This is a genomic window from Kitasatospora sp. NPDC008050, assembly GCF_042957465.1.
Taxonomy (GTDB): Bacteria; Actinomycetota; Actinomycetes; order Streptomycetales; family Streptomycetaceae; genus Kitasatospora.
Window position 1 is genome coordinate 156557 of record NZ_JBIBIJ010000014.1, and the last position, 17192, is coordinate 173748.

The following is a 17192-nucleotide window of genomic DNA, read 5'->3' on the forward strand; positions in this document are numbered from 1 at the left end:
GACATCGGGGCCGCGACGACGAGGAGCTGACCATGCCGAAGGCAGTGCGGTTCAACGAGTACGGCGGCATCGACGTGCTGCGCGTGGTGGAGGTGCCGTTGCCCGAACCGGCCGAGGGCCAGGTGCTGGTCCGGGTCAAGGCGGCCGGCATCAACCCCGGTGAGGCCAAGATCCGCACCGGGGTGCTGCACGACCGCTGGCCCGCCGACTTCCCCTCCGGCCAGGGCAGCGACCTGGCCGGCACCGTGGCGAAGCTGGGCCCCGGGGTGACCGGGTTCGGCATCGGCGACGAGGTCACCGGGTTCACCGATCTGCGGTCCAGCCAGGCCGAGTATGTGCTCACCGAGGCAGCGGACTTGACGCCCAAGCCGGCCAACGTGCCGTGGACGGTGGCCGGTTCGCTGTTCGTCGCCGGGACGACGGCCTACGCGGCCGTGCGCTCGGTTGCCCTGCGGCCGGGTGACACCCTCGTGGTGTCGGGGGCGGCGGGCGGCGTGGGGTCGCTGGTCGTCCAACTGGCCCGGCGCGCAGGGGCCGAGGTGATCGGGATCGCCGGGCCGGCCAACCACGACTGGCTGGCCGCCCACGGGGTCAAGCCGGTCGCCTACGGCGAGGGCCTGGCGCAGCGGCTGCGCGAGGCGGCGGGCCGGATCGACGCGTTCATCGACACCCACGGCGACGGCTATGTGAAGCTCGCCGTCGAGCTGGGCGTGGCGGTGGACCGGATCGACACCATCATCGACTTCGCCGCCGTCGAGGAGTACGGGGTGAAGGCCGAGGGCAACGGGCATGCCAGCAGCGCCGAGGTCGTCGCCGAGCTGGCGGCGCTGGTCGCGGACGGTGCGCTGGAGGTGCCGATCGCCGCGGAGTTCCCGCTGACGGAGGTCCGGGCCGCCTACACCCAGCTGGAGGAGGGGCACACCCGCGGCAAGATCGTCCTGATCCCCTGAACGGTCACGCCCGGCGGCGACCATCCGTCAGGATCCGTCCGGCAGGGTGAACCGGTAGCCTGCGTCGATGAGTTGGGGCAGGTAGACGCGCAGCGCGTCGACGGTCTGGGAGCGGTCGCCGTCGCTGCCCGGGGCGGTGATCAGCCCGTCGGTGAGGGCGCCGTCGTGGTTGAGCACGATGGACCCGGTCCTGATGTCCGAGACCACGCGCTGGACGACCGTGCCGGCCCCGGGGTTCGACCAGTCCTCGGGGTCCACGTCCCAGCAGACCGAGCGCAGCCCCAACTCGGCACAGACCGCATAGGAGTTGCGGGTGAAGTGCCCGCCCGGCGCGCGGAACAGCACGGGATGCTGACCGCAGGTGTCGGCGATGAGGTCGCTGGTGCGCTCCAGCTCCCGGCGGACCCCGGCCTTGGACAGGGTGCCGAGGTCGGGGTGGGACCAGCTGTGGTTGCCCACCCGGTGGCCTGCCGCCACGACGTCGCGCACCGTGTCGGGGTACCTCCTGACGTTCATGCCGATCATGAAGAACGTCGCGGTGACACCGTACTTGTGCAGGATGTCCAGGATCCGTGGCGTGTCGATCGGGTTGGGGCCGTCGTCGAAGGTCAGGGCCACCGTCTTGGGGCCGGCGTGCACCATGGTGTCCGCCTGCCCGGCGGCCCCGGCCGTGTCGGCGGGCGGCAGGGTACCGGCGGCGCTCGGTGTGGGGGTCGGGGTCGGGGTGGGCGTCGGGCTCGGCGTGGGGCTCGCGGTGGTGGCCTCCGCGCTCGGGCTCTGCGTGCCCGGCCCGTCGGGCCCGGTGGAGTCGGACGGTTCGCCCGCCGGGGCGAGTGGGGCGGGCGCGCGGGACGCCCTGGTGGCGGCCCGGCCGCACGCGCACAGCAGCGTCGCGCTGCCGATGGTGAGCAGCAGGCGCCGTGGTGCGATGACCTGTTCAACCTTCATGTCGCTCTGACCTCCAGCGATGCGAATCCCCCTGCCACAGGCCGTCCGAGGGCACAACGCACCGACCGGACGGCCCTTCCAGGGCCCCATTGACCCGGGAGGCTCAGTGCCCGACCGGGCCCCGGCACCAGACCATCGGGCGCGACCAGATGTTGCGGTTCCAGCCGCTCTGGCATTGGCCGCCCCACAGGGCGCGTCCGTCCTGCCCGGGCGAGGAGACCTGGGCCCCGCCGACCGGCGGGCCGAGCGGTCCGGCGCAGGAGCTGTGCGCGGCGCCGAGGCCGGCGCAGTGCGGCGGCCGCCAGTCGGGGGCGGGCCGCGGCCTGGGCCGGGTCAGCAGGTGGGAGAAGTCGGCCGGCTGCTGGGGTGTGCCGCTGCAGGTGGTGGCGAGCGCGCCGTCGGTCGAGCAGGCCTGGTCGCGGCCCACCGACCAGAAGGCGAGCAGCTGGATGCCCTTGTCGTTGGCGTAGTTCACCAGGATCCGGGCGTCCTCGGTGGAGAAGACCTCGTTGGTGGCGTCGTTCACGCCGATCATCGGGGTGTTGCCCTGCATGCCCCACAGTTCGGCCGGGCTCTTCTCCGGCCAGACCTTCGCCATCTGCTCGTAGAGCCCGTCGGCGGCGGCGGTGGCGGTCCGGCCCATGTTCAGGTCAGGGCCGTAGTCCATGGTCATGATGTTGACCACGGAGATCTTCAGGCCCCGCTTCTTGGCGTTCTTCAGCAGGCGCACCGACTCCGGCGACAGCCCGTCAGGGTTGACCGGGAGCGTGTAGTGGACGTTCAAGGTGCGGCCGGCGGCGGCGTACTCCCGCTGGAGGTCGGCCAGAGCGTGGTTGCGGAGGTCGACCGAGGCGCTGTCGCTGAGCCCGGGACCCTCGATGTCGAAGTCGACCATCGTCAGGTTGAGGGTGTCGATGACCCGCCGGTACGCGGCCTTGAGACTGTCCAGCGAGTCGCAGACCAGGGCGAGTTCGGTGCCGGCGCCACCGCCGAAGGAGGTGATGACGTCGCCGCCGCCGGCCCGTAGCCGGTTCACGGCGGTCTGCCAGCCCTCGTTCGTCACGGCGGTGGTGCCGTCGAAGGCGCCGTTGCAGCTGCCGTCGCTGATCACGAAGGCGAGGGTGAAGTACTGGAGTCCGGTGGCCTGTTGAGCCTCGGTCAGCGAGCTGCCGGGTCGCCAGGTCTCGATATAGGGGGCGGTGTAACGGGGCGGGAACCCCGGCCCGGGCTGGGTGGCGGCGTACCCGGATAACGGGGTCGCCAGCACGATTCCGGCGGTCATTGCCAGCGGCGCGAGGGCCGAGGCCAGACGGGGAGGGCGGCGCATGGGTGGTCCTCATGGTCGGACCGGCCGGGGCGCCCGGGGGCCCTGGGGGCCCGGTCGGTGCGCCGCGGTCGGCGGCTGACGCCCCTTCAGGGGATCGTCAGTACGTTCATATGAAGAATGAAGAACCGTCCGGAGCACCGTACGTATCCCTCCCGCCCGCGCGCCTCACGAATCGCCGTGCGGGGGCACCAGTTCGCTCGATCGGCCCACGATGGCCCCGGCGCGCCGGAAGGCCGGGAGGCGACAGGGGCGCGGGCGAGGGCCACCACGGGGGTCACCAGCACCAACTCGATGGCCGCGCAGCCGATCTGGACGGTCGCCAGGCTGGTCGCGCCGTACCGCCGAGCGGACAGGAACCGGCGGATGCAGGCGAACCGGCGCCGTAGCAGCACGCGGCACCGAGCCCGAGCCCAAGGGGCCCGGCACGCTCCGGGTCACTCACCGGCGCCGAGTGCGCCCCCACGCGCAGCTGGCGCGGCACCGGCCCGAGGGCTTGTCCGACAGGCCCTGGCGGCGCCCACGGCGCAGCGCCCGGCGAAGGGCCCGGCGCGGGCCGCCGCGCCGGTCGGCGTCGCTGGGTCGGCGTAGTGCGCGGTGGCCAGCGGATGCGGTCGGTGGTGCTCACCCATCGAATGGAGGTGACTTGACGCCCCCAGATGGTGAGGAGCACCCCCGTGCAGCCAGTCGCGCTCTCCCCCGGCACCCGAGAAGACGCCCTGACGGCCCTCGGATCGGGCCGTGAACTGGACATCCTGGTCATCGGCGGTGGTGTGGTGGGGGCCGGCTGCGCCCTGGACGCCGTGACCCGTGGCCTGTCGGTCGGCCTGGTGGAGAGCCGGGACTGGGCCTCCGGCACCTCCAGCCGCTCCAGCAAGCTGATCCACGGCGGCCTGCGCTACCTGGAGATGCTGGACTTCCGGCTGGTCCAGGAGGCGCTGAAGGAACGCGGCCTGCTGATCCAGAAGCTCGCCCCGCACCTGGTGCGGCCGGTGAAGTTCCTGTACCCGCTCAAACACCGCTTCTGGGAGCGCCCGTACGTGGGCGCGGGGGTGCTGCTGTACGACACCATGGGCATCACCTCCGGCAACTCCCGCGGCCTGCCGCACCACCGCCACCTGACCAGGCGTCACGCGCTGCAGGAGGTGCCGGCGCTGAAGGCGGACAGCCTGGTCGGCGCGGTCCAGTACTACGACGCCCAGGTGGACGACGCCCGCCACACCATGATGGTGGTGCGCACCGCCGCGGCCTACGGCGCGCATGTCGCCAACCGCACCAAGGTGACCGGGTTCCTGCGCCAGGGCGAGCGGGTGACCGGGGCGCGGATCACCGACCTGGAGAACGGCCGCGAGTTCGAGGTGCACGCCAAGCAGGTGATCAACGCGACCGGGGTGTGGACCGACGACACCCAGGCGCTGGCCGACACCCGCGGGCAGTTCCACGTCCGTGCCTCCAAGGGGGTGCACCTGCTGGTCCCGCGGGACCGGGTGAACTCCAAGTCCGGGCTGATCCTGCGCACCGAGACCAGCGTGCTCTTCGTCATCCCCTGGGGCCGGCACTGGCTGATCGGCACCACCGACACGGACTGGGACCTGGACAAGAACCACCCGGCCGTCAGCGCCAAGGACATCGACTACCTGCTGGAGCACTGCAACCGGGTGCTGGCCACCCCGCTCACCCGCGACGACGTCGAAGGCGTCTACGCGGGCCTGCGGCCGCTGCTGTCCGGCGACGCGGCGGAGACCAGCAAGCTCTCCCGCGAGCACCTGGTCGGCCACCCGGTGCCGGGGCTGGTGGTGATCGCCGGCGGCAAGTACACCACCTACCGGGTGATGGCCAAGGACGCGGTGGACGAGGCCGTGCGCACCCTGGACGGCACCCAGCCCGGGCCCTCGGTGACCGACGAGGTCCCGCTGGTCGGGGCCGAGGGCTACCACGCGCTGTGGAACCGCCGCCAGCAACTGGCCGACGGCTCCGGCCTGCACGTGGCCCGGGTCGAGCACCTGCTCAACCGCTACGGCTCGCTGATCGGCGAGCTGCTGGAGCTGATCCGGGCCGATCCCGGGCTGGCCGAACCGCTGCCCGGCGCCGACGACTACCTGCTCGCCGAGGTGGTCTACGCGGTCACCCACGAGGGTGCCCGGCACCTGGACGACGTGCTGACCCGGCGGACCCGCGCCTCCATCGAGTCCTGGGACCGCGGGGTGGCCTCGGCGCCCGCGGTGGCGGCGCTGATGGCCGCTCACCTCGGCTGGGACGAGCAGCAGGTGAGCAACGAGATCGAGCACTACGCCAAGCGGGTGGAGGCCGAGCGAGCGGCCCAGCACCAGCCCGACGACGCCACGGCGGACGCGGCCCGGCTGGGCGCGCCCGACATCGTGCCGCTGCACTGACCGGCGTCACCAACCGAAGGAGTCCGAGGTGCTGGACCGACTTTCCGCAAGCACGCGCACGCTGACAGGCGAACTCCTCGCGGAGTTCACCGGGACGCTGGTGCTGATCCTGTTCGGGGTGGGCGTGGTCGCCCAAGTGGTGGCCGGTGGCCTGGGTGACCACGACAGCATCACCTGGGCCTGGGGTTTCGGGGTGACCTTCGGCATCTACATCGCCGGGCGGCTCTCCGGTGCCCACCTCAATCCGGCGGTCACCCTGGCGATGGCGGTCTTCAACAAGTTCCCCTGGCGCAAGGTGGCGCCCTACGTGGTGGCGCAGTTCCTCGGCGCCTTCGTCGCCGCGCTGCTGGTGCGCTGGAACTACACCGAGGTGCTGGCCAAGTTCGACCCGGGACACACGCTCAAGTCCCAGTTCGTCTTCTCCACCCTGCCCGGCAACGGCTCACTACCGGTCAGCGACTGGGGCGCACTGCGCGACCAGGTGATCGGCACCGCGATCCTGCTGCTGGTGATCATGGCGCTGACCGACCTGCGCAACACCGCGCCGCGGGCGAACCTCGGCGGTGTGGTCATCGGCCTGCTGATCGTGGCGATCGGCATGTCGTTCGGCACCAACGCCGGGTACGCGATCAACCCGGCCCGCGACCTCGGTCCCCGGCTGGCCAGCTACCTCACCGGCTACGACCACGCCTGGCGGGACCAGTACGGACACCTCTACTTCTGGGTGCCGATCGTCGGACCGCTGGTGGGCGGCCTGCTCGGCGCCGCGCTGTACCGGCTGCTGGTCTCGCCGTTCCTGCCCGCGCCCGAGCAGGAGGTGGGCATGGAGGTGCCCACCGAGGAGCGTTGACCCGGCCACCGGGCGGCAGCGCCCGGTGGCCGGGTTGGGGCCGGCGCCGGATCAGGCCGGGGTGCCGTTCGCGTAGTCGCTCGCGAAGGCGTTCTCGATCACCGAGGCCACCCCGCTGTCGGTGAGGATGACGCCCAGCTCGCGGTTGCTGTCGAGCGAGTTGGTGGTGTCGTTCATCGAGCCGACCTCGACGTTCTGGGTGCTCAGGCCGTAGTCGGCGACGACCGCCTTGGCGTGCACGTAGAAGCCGGTGCTGGAGGAGTAACCGACCACCGTGCCGCCGGCGTTCTCGATCTCGGAGATCTCGGAGGAGTAGGAGGACGGGCTCTCCAGCACCAGGCGCACCGTCACACCGGCCTGGGCGCGGGCGGCGATCGCGTCGACCACGGCGCTGTCGCTGAACTCCTCCTCCTCGACGTCCAGGGTGGTGGTGGCGCCGTTGATCACGGACAGCAGCCGGTCCCGGGAGTCGGTGGGCGACCAGAGCAGGTTGTCGCCGTCGCTCGGCGTGATGCTGGTGCCGGTGTAGTCCGCGTCGAAGACCTGCTCGATGGCCTGGACGTCGTTGGCGTCGGTGTCGAAGACGCCGTAGTCGCGGCTGGTCGAGTAGTACTTCGAGGTCAGGTTGCCGCTCAGGACGAGCGACTCGCTGCCGTCCACCGTGATGGTCTTCTGGTGGGTGTAGACGAACTGCGAGGACGACCAGACCACGCCGACGCCGGCCTTCTCCAGCGTGTTGTACGCCGAGTCGTTGACCGAGGTTCTGGTCCGGTCCAGGATCACCCGCACCGTGACGCCGGCCTGCTCACGCTGGATCAGGTCGTTGACCGCCGTGCTGTCGCTGAGCTCGTACATGGTCATGTCGAGCGTGCGGGTGGCGGAGTTGATGAAGTTGTCGATCGTCGGCTCACTGGTGCTGAGCGAGAAGGCGAACGCCGAGTAGTCGCCGGCCGCGTGCGCCGGCACCGTGGTGGCGAGGGAGGCGGCGCAGACCGCGGCCGCCAGCGCGGCACGGCGGGTGAAACGGCGGAACATCACTGTTCTCCCTGGGAGTTGAAGAGCCGTCGACACCGGTCGGACGACGGCTCCATCAGGACACCACGCGCGTAGACTCCCGGGATAGGTCGGCCAGATGAAATTGCCATGTACATGGACCCATGAACCGTCGGATTCCTCGGACACTGTGGTGACCAGGTGAGTGACCCCTCCTTCGGCGTCGGGTGCTCGAGCCGTCGGCCTGCCGTGCAGCAGTGCTGCGCGGCAGGCCGACGGCTCGGGGGCTCGGTCGGGGCCGGGGTCAGGTCACGGTCAGGGTGAGCGGGCCGGCCAGCGCCGTGTAGCCGTCGTTGTAGAGGTACCAGACGGCGTAGCTGCCGGGTCCGGAGAGGCTGCTGGTGGCGAAGGTCAGGCTGCCGCCGGCGTTCGGGGCGTACTGCCAGGTCAGCGAGGACTTCTGGCCCGGCGTGACACCCACCGGGTAGATGCCGATCCAGTTGGTCGAGCTGGTGCTGCTCGACGGCGTCGTGTACTGGAAGGTGACGCTCGATCCGTTGGCCACGCTCGGGGTGGCGGTGGTCAGCGTGCTGGTCGGCGCCGGGGCCGAGCCGGGGACGAAGGCGTCGTTGAGCGGCGTCGCGTAGGTGTCGTTGGCGGTGATGCCGGGCAGGCCGAGCGCCGCCTCGATGGTGCGGGCGGTGCTGTAGTGGTCGTAGCGGCTGGTGCTGGTGGTGCCGGCCGGCACGGTGCCCTGGGAGCCGTCGACGATCGCGGCCACCTGGTTGTCGGGCTGGCTGCTGTCCTCGTCCCAGGTCAGGATCAGCAGGGACTTCTGCGTGGTCCAGGCCGGGGAGGAGAGGATCGGGGTGAGCGTCTGCTTCAGCCAGCCGTCCTGGGTCTGCAGGCTGGTGGCGTTGCCGTTGCCGGAGGCCTCGCCGTCGTAGTAGTCGTCGGCGGCGAGCCAGGAGAAGTCCGGGGTGGTGGCGGCGCTCTTCAGGTCGGTGGTCAGCTGGCTGGTGTCGACGAGGTGGGCCGCGCACCGGCTCGCATTGCCGCTGACATCGGTGTAGTTGAAGAACGGCGCGTCGTCCGGCTCGTACTTCGCGTCGTACTGGGTGCTGGTGTTGCAGGGGGTGCCCATGCCCTGCTCGTAGGCCTTCCAGGTCTTGCCGGCGGCCTCGACGGTGTCGCCCAGGTTGGTCTTCGGGTCGTTGATGTTGGGGTAGTAGGTGGCACCGGTGGTGTAGGTGTCACCGCCCGCGACGGCCAGGTAGTTCTCGTCGCTGGGGTGGTAGACGGCGTGGTAGTTGTCCATCGAGGCGCCCTGGGCCATCAGGCTGTGGATGAACGGGGTGTCGGCCGGGTCGCCCATCACCTCGGCGTAGTCGGTGTTCTCCATCATGACCGTGAAGACGTGGTCATAGCCGGGGACCTTGGAGACGGGCGGCGCCAGGGTGGCGGCCGGGACCGGGGTGTTCAGGGTGAGCGAGAGGTTGTCCAGGTAGCCGGACTCCCCCGAGCTCTGCAGGAACTGCACCTCGACCAGGATCGAGCGGGTGCCGGCCGGGACGGTGCCGGTGCTGCTGCGGGCCAGGAAGGAGGTGGCGTTGCCGCGGTCGGCGGCCGAGACGGTGGGCAGGTCGGCGGTGGCGCCGAGCTGCTGGCCGGAGGCGTTCTGGAACTGCAAGGAGACCTGTGCGTAGCCCGCGTAGGTGGTCCAACCCCCGAGCCAGCCCGAGAGGTTGTAGCTGACCGAGCCACCGTCGATCGCGCCGGCGGCACCGGAGACGTCGACGGTCTGCTCCATCGCGCCGTCGCCCTGGTTGCCGGGGGCGAAGAAGGCGCTGCCGGGCGCCGGGCTGCTCGGGTGGGCGAAGCTGCCGGCCGAGTAGCAGATCACGTCCGGGCTGCCGGAGAGCACCGTCCAGCCGGGCATGGTGGTGGCCGCGGTCCAGTCGGTGGTGCAGTAGCCGGCCTCGGCACCGCCGTTCACGATCAGGTTTCCGCTGCTGGTGGCCGCGCCCGCGGGCGCCACCGTCACCGTGAGCAGCGCGCCCAGCAGGGCGAACACTCCGCCCAGCGCCCGCCACATGCGTCTCATCGTCAGCAGTCGTCTCATCGTCGGTCGTCCCATTGTCACTGACCCTTTCCCGGTCACCGTGAACCTGTTGTCCGTGCCAGGTCATGAGTAACGGTCCAGGCTGTCCTTGGGAAGAACGGCGGGCCAACGCGTCTTGGCCGAAATGGCTGGGATATGAGATGAGTTGTACAGACAGCTTCGCGGGTGTGCAGGCGCTAGCGGCCGTGCCAGGAGTACAGGTGCTCGGGGCGGCCGGCGGCGCCGTAGCGCAGTTCGACCCGGACGGTGCCGTCGGCGGCCAGATCGGCCAGGTAGCGCTGGGCGGTGGGACGGGAGATGCCCAGCCGGACGGCCAGCTCGCTGGCGGTGACGGTGCCGGCGGCGGCCCGCACGGCCTCGGCGACCAGCTCGCCGGTCGGGGTGGCTCGCGGGCGGCGGGGACGGCCGCCGCGGTCGGTGCCGTGCAGGGCGCGCAGGGCACGGTCCACCTGCTCCTGGTCCAGGGTGCGGTCGGCGGCGAGCTGGGCGCGGAACCGGGCGTAGCCGGCCAGCTTGTCGGTGAGCGCCGCGGCGTCGAAGGGCTTGATCAGATAGCCGACCGCGCCGCCGCCGAGGGCGGCGCGCACCTGCGCGGTGTCCGCGGCCGCGGTCACCATCAGGACGTCGCCGGTCAGCGCGGGCAGCACCGCACTGCCCAACCGGTCGGGCAGGTACTGGTCGAGCAGCACCAGGTCGGGCTTCAACTCGGCGTCCAGCCGCACCGCCTCGGCCGCCGAGCGGGCGGTGCCGACCACCTCGAAGCCGTCCACCGCGGCCACGTAGCGGGCGTGCAACTCGGCGACGCGGTAGTCGTCGTCCACCACCAGAACCCGGATCACCGTTCTCCTCCCACCAGTTCGTCCTGTGCGGCGGCCCCGCCCGGCTGTTCGAGGACACCGGGCCGTTCCAGGACACTGGGCTGTTCAAGGACACCGGGCTGTTCGAGGACACCGGGGATCCTGGCCACGAAGACCGCGCCGTGCCCGGCTCCGCCGGTGCGGTCCAGCCGCAGCTCGCCGCCGTGCTTGACGACCAGCTGGCGGGCGAGCGTGAGGCCGATGCCGTGGCCCTCGCGCTCCTCGGCGGACCGGGTGGTGAAGCCACTGCTGAAGAGCCGCTCGGCGTCCGCCTCGGCCACGCCGTCGCCGCTGTCCAGCACCGCGACGTGCAGCGTGCCGCCCTCCGCCAGGACGCTCAACTCCACCCAGGCGGGCCGACGTTCACCGGTCTCGGCGGCCTTGACCGCGTTGTCCAGCAGGTTGCCGACCACGCTCACCACGTCCAGTGGTTCGGTCAGCCGACGCGGCAGGTGGGAGTCCTCGTCCAGCCGCAGCGCCACCCCGTGCTCGGAGGCGGTCGCGGCCTTGGCGGCCAGCAGTCCGCGCAGATAGGGGTCGGCCAGCCGGGCGCCGTCTCGGCCCTCGGTGGCCAGCGGCGCGGCGGCCAGCTCGCGCAGGTAGGAGCGGGCCTCGGTGGTGGCGCCGGTGTCCAGCAGGCCGGCCAGCGTGTGCAGCCGGTTGGTGTACTCGTGGGCCTGGGCGCGCAGCGCGTCCGACAGTGCCCGCAGCGCCGAGCGCTCGCGGGCCAGCTCGTCCAGCTCGGTGCGGTCGCGCAGGGTCAGCACATGGCCGAGGTTGCGCTCGCCGCGCCGCACCGGTTGCGCGGTCACCACCAGCACCCGCTCGCCGACCACCAGCACGCTCTGCCACAGCTCCTGACGGTCCGTCAGAACCCGGGCCAGGGCGGGCGGCAGCCCGGCGTCGGCGATCGTGGTCCCCGGGGGCGGCGGGGAGCCCGAGATATCCGAGGCGTCCGAGGAGCCCGGACCGTCCAGCCCGAGCAGCCGGGCCGCCTCCGCGTTGCAGACCGTCACCCGGCCGTCCTGGTCCACCGCCAGCACGCCGTCACCCACTCCGTGCAGGACGGCCTGCTGCTCGCGCAGCAGGTCGGCGAGGTCGACCGGTTCGAGGCCGAGGGTCTGCCGCTTCAGCCGCCGGGTGAGCAGCGCCGCCGCCCCCGCACCCACCAGCAGCGCGCCGCCCGCGAAGGCGCCCTCCTCGCGGATCAGCGGGGCGGCGGCGCCGAGCGCGGTGCTCAGCCGCACTCCGGTGCTCACCTCGCCGATCACCCGGCCGTCCGCGCCGCGCAGCGGCACCTTGGCCCGGGCCGAGTCGCCCAGTGTGCCGCGCTGGATGGCGACCGACTCGCGGCCGTCCAGCGCGGTCGGCACGGTGCTGACCTCCTTGCCCAGCAGCGAGGGGTCGGGGTGCGAGTAGCGGATGCCGCGGCTGTCGGTGACCACCACGAAGAGCATGCCGGTGCGCCGCATGACGGCCTCGGCCGCCTGCTGCACCTCGCCGCGCGGATCGTCGCCGGCCGCGATCCGGTCCACCACCACCGGGTTCTCCGCAGTGGACCGGGCCACCGCGAGCGCCCGCTGCTCGTAGTTCTGCTCGGCGGAGTCGCGAAGAAGCTCCGCCGTCAGCGCGAAGCCGCCGCCGAGCACCACGCAGAGCACCGTCACCTGGGCGAGCAGGGTCTGGGTGGCGAGGCGGGGCCGACGGCCGAACACGCGGCGGAACATGCGGCGGAACATGCGGCGGAACATGCGGCCAGCGTACCGCCGTGCACAGAACGCACAGAACGAGCGGAAAGATTTCCGGCGACCGCAATCGACGCAATTGCCGGCGCTCTGGCGGCGAGCCGCGACGGCCGCATACGGTGCCCGGCAGCAGTAAATGGACAGGGAAGAGGAATACGCATGATGGCAGCGTTGGCATCATCGTCCGCACTGCTCGCGCAGGCCGCGAGCACCGCTCCGGGCAAAGCCGCGAGTACCGTGTGGACCGGTCACGACACGTGGCTGCTGGCCGTGGTCGGGATATCGATCGCGCTGGTCGTGGTCCTGATCAGCTGGCTGAAGGTGCATGCCTTCCTGGCGCTGATGGTCGGCGCGTTCGCCGTTTCCCTGCTCTCCGGAGAAGCGATCCAAAAGGTCGCAGATTCCTTTACCACCGGCCTTGGGAACATCACCGGAAAAGTCGGCATCCTCATCATTCTCGGCGCGGTGCTCGGCCGGCTGATGGCGGATTCCGGGGGCATCGACCAGATTGTGACCACGCTCACCAGAGCCGTCGGACCCAGGGGCCTGCCGTGGGTGGTGACCCTGGTCGCCTGTCTGGTCGGGCTGTCGATGTTCTTCGAGGTCGGCTTCGTGCTGCTGGTGCCGCTGGTGCTGCAGATCGCCAAGCGCGCCGACTACCCGGTGCTGCGGGTGGGCATCCCCGCGATGGCCGGGCTCGCCACGGTGCACGCACTGGTGCCGCCGCACCCCGGCGTGCTGGTGGCGATCACCGCGGTGCACGCCTCGGTGGGCCTGACCCTGGTGTACGGGCTGATCGTGGCCATCCCCTGCGCGATCGTGGTGGGCCCGCTGTTCACCGCCTACGCCTGGCCGCGGGTCGAAGCGGTGATCCCCGAGGCCGCGCTGGCCGCCTTCACCACCACCGCGCCTGTTGGTGGTGCCGCCGAGGGCACCGCGGGCGCCGTGCCGCGCCGGCTGCCGCGCTTCTCGGTGACCATCGCCACCGTGCTGCTGCCGATCGCGCTGATGATGCTCAAGGCCGGCTGCGACACCTTCCACTGGGCGCACGGCACGCTCTACACCGTGCTGGAGTTCCTCGGCACACCGGTGGTCTCGCTGCTGGTGGCGGTCCTGGTGGCGCTGGGCTCCTTCGGCTACGCGGTGGGTGCCTCGCGCGAGCAGGTCCAGGCCTCGCTCTCGCGCTCGTTCCCGCCGATCGCCGGGGTGCTGGTGATCGTCGGCGCGGGCGGCGGCTACTCCCAGGCGCTGGCCGACTCGGGCGTCAACGCCGCGATCGGACAGGCCGCCGGGCACCTGCACATCCCGCTGCTGCTGCTCGCCTGGCTGGTGGCCGCGCTGATGCGCACGGCGACCGGCTCCGGCACGGTGGCCACCGTGGCGGCGGCCGGCATCATCGGCCCGATGGCGCACGGCCTCGGCTCCACCCAGGCGGCGCTGCTGGCGCTGGCGCTCGGCTCGGGGGCGGCCTTCCTCGGCCACGTCAACGACGCCTCGTTCTGGATGTTCAAGGAGTACTTCGGGCTCTCGGTCGGCGGCACGCTGCGGACCTGGACGGTGGCCCACACGCTGCTCTCGCTGACCTCGTTCGCCGGGGTGCTGGTCCTCGACGCCGCACTGGGCTGACGGCCGGGCCGATGCGCCGGCACGCCGTCGGCGTGCGGGAGGAGTGGCCCCGGGCGGCCGGGGGTGCCGCCCGGGACCGCCCGGTCAGTGCACGCCCTGGCCGGTGGCGACTATCTGGCCGACGGCGTCGGCCTCCTGGATCTGGTCGGTGACGAACTGCCACGGCACGGTGAAGTAGCCGTTGTCACCCCACGAGCTGCCCCAGGAGTTGGCGATCTTCACGCCCTGGTCGTTGTAGCCGACGATGGCCACCTCGTGGCCGCCCAGCGGCTGTCCGGCCAGTTCGTCGGAGCTCGGGTAGTAGGTGTAGTTCCCGGCGGTGGTGGCGTCGATGTCCTCCAGGCTCTGGTAGACGTTGAAGGCGAAGACCACGGGCTCGCCCTGGGCGAGCGAGCTCTTCACCTCGCCGACCAGCGCGCTGCCGGTGTCCAGCGCGGTGTAGCCGGACAGCTTCCAGTTGGCCGCGTTCGCCGTCTCGTTGGCGTCGGGCTGGGTGGTGTAGTCGAAGTCGCCCTGCCAGTAGTCGGCCTTGGTGTCCAGGCCCTGGCTGGTCAGGATGTCGAAGTGCTGGCTGGCGTAGCTGCCCTGGTCGTTGCCCTGGGCGATCTGCGCGTAGGTGTACATCGGCGCGTGCGGGGCACCCGTGATGCCCTGCTCGGCCTCCATGATGCCGATCGCGGAGTAGTCGATGGCCCAGGCCACGCAGGATCCGACCTGGCCCTGGTCGCCCACCTGGGGAAGGTAGTTGCTCAGGTCCACGCTCGCCGGCACGTCCTTGGTGGCGTGCGGGGCGATCGCGCTGTGCAGGTGGGCCTGGGCCGGGTGGTCCAACTGCGCGCCGAGCGCGAAGTGGTGGTGGTGCTGGTGGGCGGCGACCGACGGGGTCGCGTCGGCGACCGAGACCATCGCGGTGCTGAACGCGCCGGCTATCGCCAGGACTGCGATGGCGCGGGCGTAGGTGTTCTTCTTCACTGCGTTGTTCCTTCTTCTCGTGGGGGACCCGGCCGCGGCGGCATGTGGGGGCCTGCCGCGGGACGGTGCCGGAAACGGCCGGCAGCCGCGGAGTTGGACGCAGAGCAGGGTTGAGCACAGGGCAGGGTTGGACGCAGAGCGGGGTTGAGCACAGAGCGAGGCTGACCGCGGAGCGGGGTCGATCAGGTGCTACGAGTCACCTCGTCGGCCAACGAGGTTGCCAGGGAGGACAGTTGGAGACACCTCACCTGACGGTCCGTCAGCAACGCATCCGCCCGGCAGCGACAGTTGCACCGGCGGCGGAATGTCACCAACCATAGGGGCTGATGACGAGGGCATGCCAGCTCATCAAGTGGACATGGCCGGAACACGACAATTGCAGAGGTCGTTCGCATCCAAGGTTTACACACCGCGCGGGCCGCCCCGGAGTACCGGAGCGGCCCATGGTTCACGAACTGTCGACGTGTCAGAAAGGCTTGTAGGGAAGGAACTTGCCGTCCAGAGTGATGACGGCACGGTCACCGCCCTCGGGGTCGGCGACCTTCTGCACGTCGATCCTGAAGTCGATCGCGCTGACGATGCCGTCACCGAACTGCTCGTGCACCAGGGCCTTGAGCGTGGTGCCGTAGACCTCGATCATCTCGTGGAAGCGGTAGATGGTCGGGTCGGTGGGGACGCCGCCGGGGAGCGAGCCGCGGGTCGGGATGCTCTGAAGCAGCAGCGCCGCCTCCTCGTCCAGCCCGAGCAGGCCGGCGACGGCCTTGGCGGCATCCGCCGGCAGCGCGTGCTGGCCGAGGACGGCGGCGGTCACGAAGGCGACCGACAGACCGGCCACATCGGCGATCTGCTGCCAGGTCAGGTCCCTGCGGGTCTTGGCGTCGACGGCCGCGACGGCCAGGGCCTGACGGGCGGTCGGGTCGAACTGGGCGTGCACCATGAGGGCGTCCTTCCAATTGGCGTAGTTAGGACAGCACCCACCCCTCGCCGGGGCAGTCAGCCGAGGGTGGCCGCGGTCGGGCCGTCCGGGCGGACGGTGATGCCGTAGGCAGCCTTGGTCGGCGCGGCGTCGAAGGCCACGGCGTGGGCCGGGAGCAGGCGTTCGAGCAGGGCGGTGGTCTCGCGGAGCGCGAACTGCAGGCCGAGGCAGGCACGGGGACCGAGGCCGAACGGCAGGTAGCCGCCGGTGACGGCGGGGCGCGCGCCGGGGGTGGTGAACCGGGTGGGGTCGAAGTGCTCGGGGTCCGGCCAGAGTTCGGGGTCGCGGTGGGTGAGGTAGGGGCAGACCAGCACGTCGGTGCCGGCCGCGATGGCGTAGCCGGCCACGGTGTCGTCCGCGGTGGCGTGGCGGGGCAGCATCCAGGCGGAGGGGTAGAGCCGCAGCGTCTCGTGGACCAGCGCCTGGACGGCCTCGCGGCGTTCGGCCGAGCCCTCGGGCCCGGCGGCCAGCACCTGCTCCCGGGCGGCGGGGTGGCGGTCGAGCAGCAGATGGAGCCAGGTCAGGGTGTTGGCCGTGGTCTCGTGGCCGGCGAACAGCAGGGTGACCAGCTCGTCGCGGATCAGCCGGTCGGTGTACTCGGGGCGCTCGGCGGCGGCCGCCAGCAGGACGTGCAGCAGGCCGGGGCCGTCGGGGCCCGCACCGTGGCGGGCGGCCTCGATGGCCAACCGGGCGACGGCGTCGAGCCTGGCCAGCTCGGCGGCGACCACCGGCGGCACCTCGACCGCGTCGGCGGGCAGCGTCGGCAGGGCGCCCACCAGGTTGTCGACGGAGGCCAGTTCGGCCTCGGTGGCGGCGTCCACGGGGTGACCGGTGAGGGAGCGCCAGATGCTGTCCAGGGCGAAGCGGCGCATCTCCTCGGCGAGGTCGAAGCGCTGCCCGGTGCGGGCGTACCCGGCCCAGCGCTCGGCGCAGGTCTCGACCGCCCCGGCGATCCGCTGCTCGTAGCGGCGCATTCCGGTGCCGGTGAACTGGGACTGCAGCAACCGGCGTTGCTGCTTCCAGGCGTCACCGGTGGCGGACAGGACGCCGTCGCCGACCAGCAGCCGGGCGCGGTGCGAGCGCTTGACGTACCGGTCCGGGTGCTGGGCGAGCACGTGCTGGACCGCCTGCGGATCGGTGATCAGGACGGTGGGCCCGGCTCCGAGGCGGACGGCCGCGACCCCGCCGAGCCGCTCGCGGGCCAGCGCCAGCAGCTCGACCAGTTCGCCGCTCTCCGCGTGCCAGCGCTTCACCAGGGCGGGGTCCAGTTCGGGGACCGGGCGGGCGCTGCCCGGGCCGGTGCCGTCGCCGGTGCCGTCGCCGGTGCCGGTGCCGTTGCCTGAGCCGGTGCCTGGACCGGTGCCGGTGGTCGGGCTGGTGGGCAGGGGACTCGCTCCGGTGGCCACGGCCCTCCTCCTGTTTCGGCTGCTGGACTG

Annotated in this window: 13 protein-coding genes; 4 read left to right on the plus strand and 9 right to left on the minus strand. The window is 71.7% G+C overall.

The window, feature by feature from the left end:
• Positions 1-32 precede the first annotated feature (32 nt).
• Positions 33-950, plus strand: coding sequence for an NADP-dependent oxidoreductase (locus ACFZB9_RS25545; protein WP_391450791.1), 918 nt, complete (start codon positions 33-35; stop codon positions 948-950).
• 27 nt (positions 951-977) lie between these two features.
• Here ACFZB9_RS25545 and ACFZB9_RS25550 read toward each other — a convergent pair whose 3' ends face one another.
• Both ACFZB9_RS25550 and ACFZB9_RS25555 read right to left on the minus strand, forming a co-directional pair.
• Positions 978-1898, minus strand: a complete 921-nt coding sequence (locus ACFZB9_RS25550) for a polysaccharide deacetylase family protein (RefSeq protein WP_391450792.1) — start codon at positions 1896-1898, stop codon at positions 978-980.
• Positions 1899-2001: 103 nt separating this feature from the next.
• Positions 2002-3225 (minus strand): chitinase, encoded by a 1224-nt coding sequence (locus tag ACFZB9_RS25555; protein WP_391450794.1) that lies wholly within the window; start codon positions 3223-3225, stop codon positions 2002-2004.
• Between the two features lie 716 nt (positions 3226-3941).
• On the opposite strand from ACFZB9_RS25555, the gene ACFZB9_RS25560 reads away from it, so the two are divergent.
• Together ACFZB9_RS25560 and ACFZB9_RS25565 are read left to right on the plus strand one after the other, a co-directional pair.
• Positions 3942-5615 (plus strand): glycerol-3-phosphate dehydrogenase/oxidase, encoded by a 1674-nt coding sequence (locus ACFZB9_RS25560; protein ID WP_391450869.1) that lies wholly within the window; start codon positions 3942-3944, stop codon positions 5613-5615.
• Positions 5616-5643: 28 nt separating this feature from the next.
• Positions 5644-6465, plus strand: coding sequence for an MIP/aquaporin family protein (locus ACFZB9_RS25565; protein WP_391450796.1), 822 nt, complete (start codon positions 5644-5646; stop codon positions 6463-6465).
• Between the two features lie 51 nt (positions 6466-6516).
• Here ACFZB9_RS25565 and ACFZB9_RS25570 read toward each other — a convergent pair whose 3' ends face one another.
• From ACFZB9_RS25570 to ACFZB9_RS25585, 4 genes are all read right to left on the minus strand, one after another.
• Complete coding sequence (locus ACFZB9_RS25570) at positions 6517-7500, minus strand: phospholipase D-like domain-containing protein (RefSeq protein ID WP_391450798.1); 984 nt, start codon at positions 7498-7500, stop codon at positions 6517-6519.
• A 262-nt stretch (positions 7501-7762) separates the two neighbouring features.
• Positions 7763-9580 (minus strand): alkaline phosphatase family protein, encoded by a 1818-nt coding sequence (locus ACFZB9_RS25575; RefSeq protein ID WP_391450799.1) that lies wholly within the window; start codon positions 9578-9580, stop codon positions 7763-7765.
• Between the two features lie 176 nt (positions 9581-9756).
• Positions 9757-10419 carry a response regulator gene (locus ACFZB9_RS25580; protein WP_391450800.1) on the minus strand — a complete coding sequence of 221 codons (663 nt, stop codon included), beginning with the start codon at positions 10417-10419 and terminating at the stop codon, positions 9757-9759.
• Positions 10416-12188, minus strand: coding sequence for an ATP-binding protein (locus ACFZB9_RS25585; protein WP_391450802.1), 1773 nt, complete (start codon positions 12186-12188; stop codon positions 10416-10418). Before ACFZB9_RS25585 ends, ACFZB9_RS25580 begins: the two co-directional genes overlap by 4 nt.
• Positions 12189-12341: 153 nt before the next feature.
• Between ACFZB9_RS25585 and ACFZB9_RS25590 the strand changes: the two genes are divergently transcribed.
• A complete protein-coding gene (locus ACFZB9_RS25590; protein ID WP_391450804.1) occupies positions 12342-13808 on the plus strand; it encodes a gluconate:H+ symporter in 1467 nt (488 codons plus the stop codon).
• A gap of 84 nt (positions 13809-13892) precedes the next feature.
• Here the strand turns inward: ACFZB9_RS25590 and ACFZB9_RS25595 are convergent, their stop codons facing one another.
• The 3 genes from ACFZB9_RS25595 to ACFZB9_RS25605 form a co-directional block, all read right to left on the minus strand.
• The gene (locus ACFZB9_RS25595; protein ID WP_391450806.1) at positions 13893-14780 is read right to left on the minus strand and encodes a C1 family peptidase; all 888 of its coding nucleotides are present in this window, start codon (positions 14778-14780) and stop codon (positions 13893-13895) included.
• A 466-nt stretch (positions 14781-15246) separates the two neighbouring features.
• Positions 15247-15717, minus strand: coding sequence for a cyanase (gene cynS, locus ACFZB9_RS25600; protein ID WP_391450808.1), 471 nt, complete (start codon positions 15715-15717; stop codon positions 15247-15249).
• Between the two features lie 56 nt (positions 15718-15773).
• Entirely contained in the window at positions 15774-17024 is a 1251-nt protein-coding gene (locus tag ACFZB9_RS25605) for a cytochrome P450 (protein ID WP_391450871.1), read from the minus strand.
• Positions 17025-17192 lie beyond the last annotated feature (168 nt).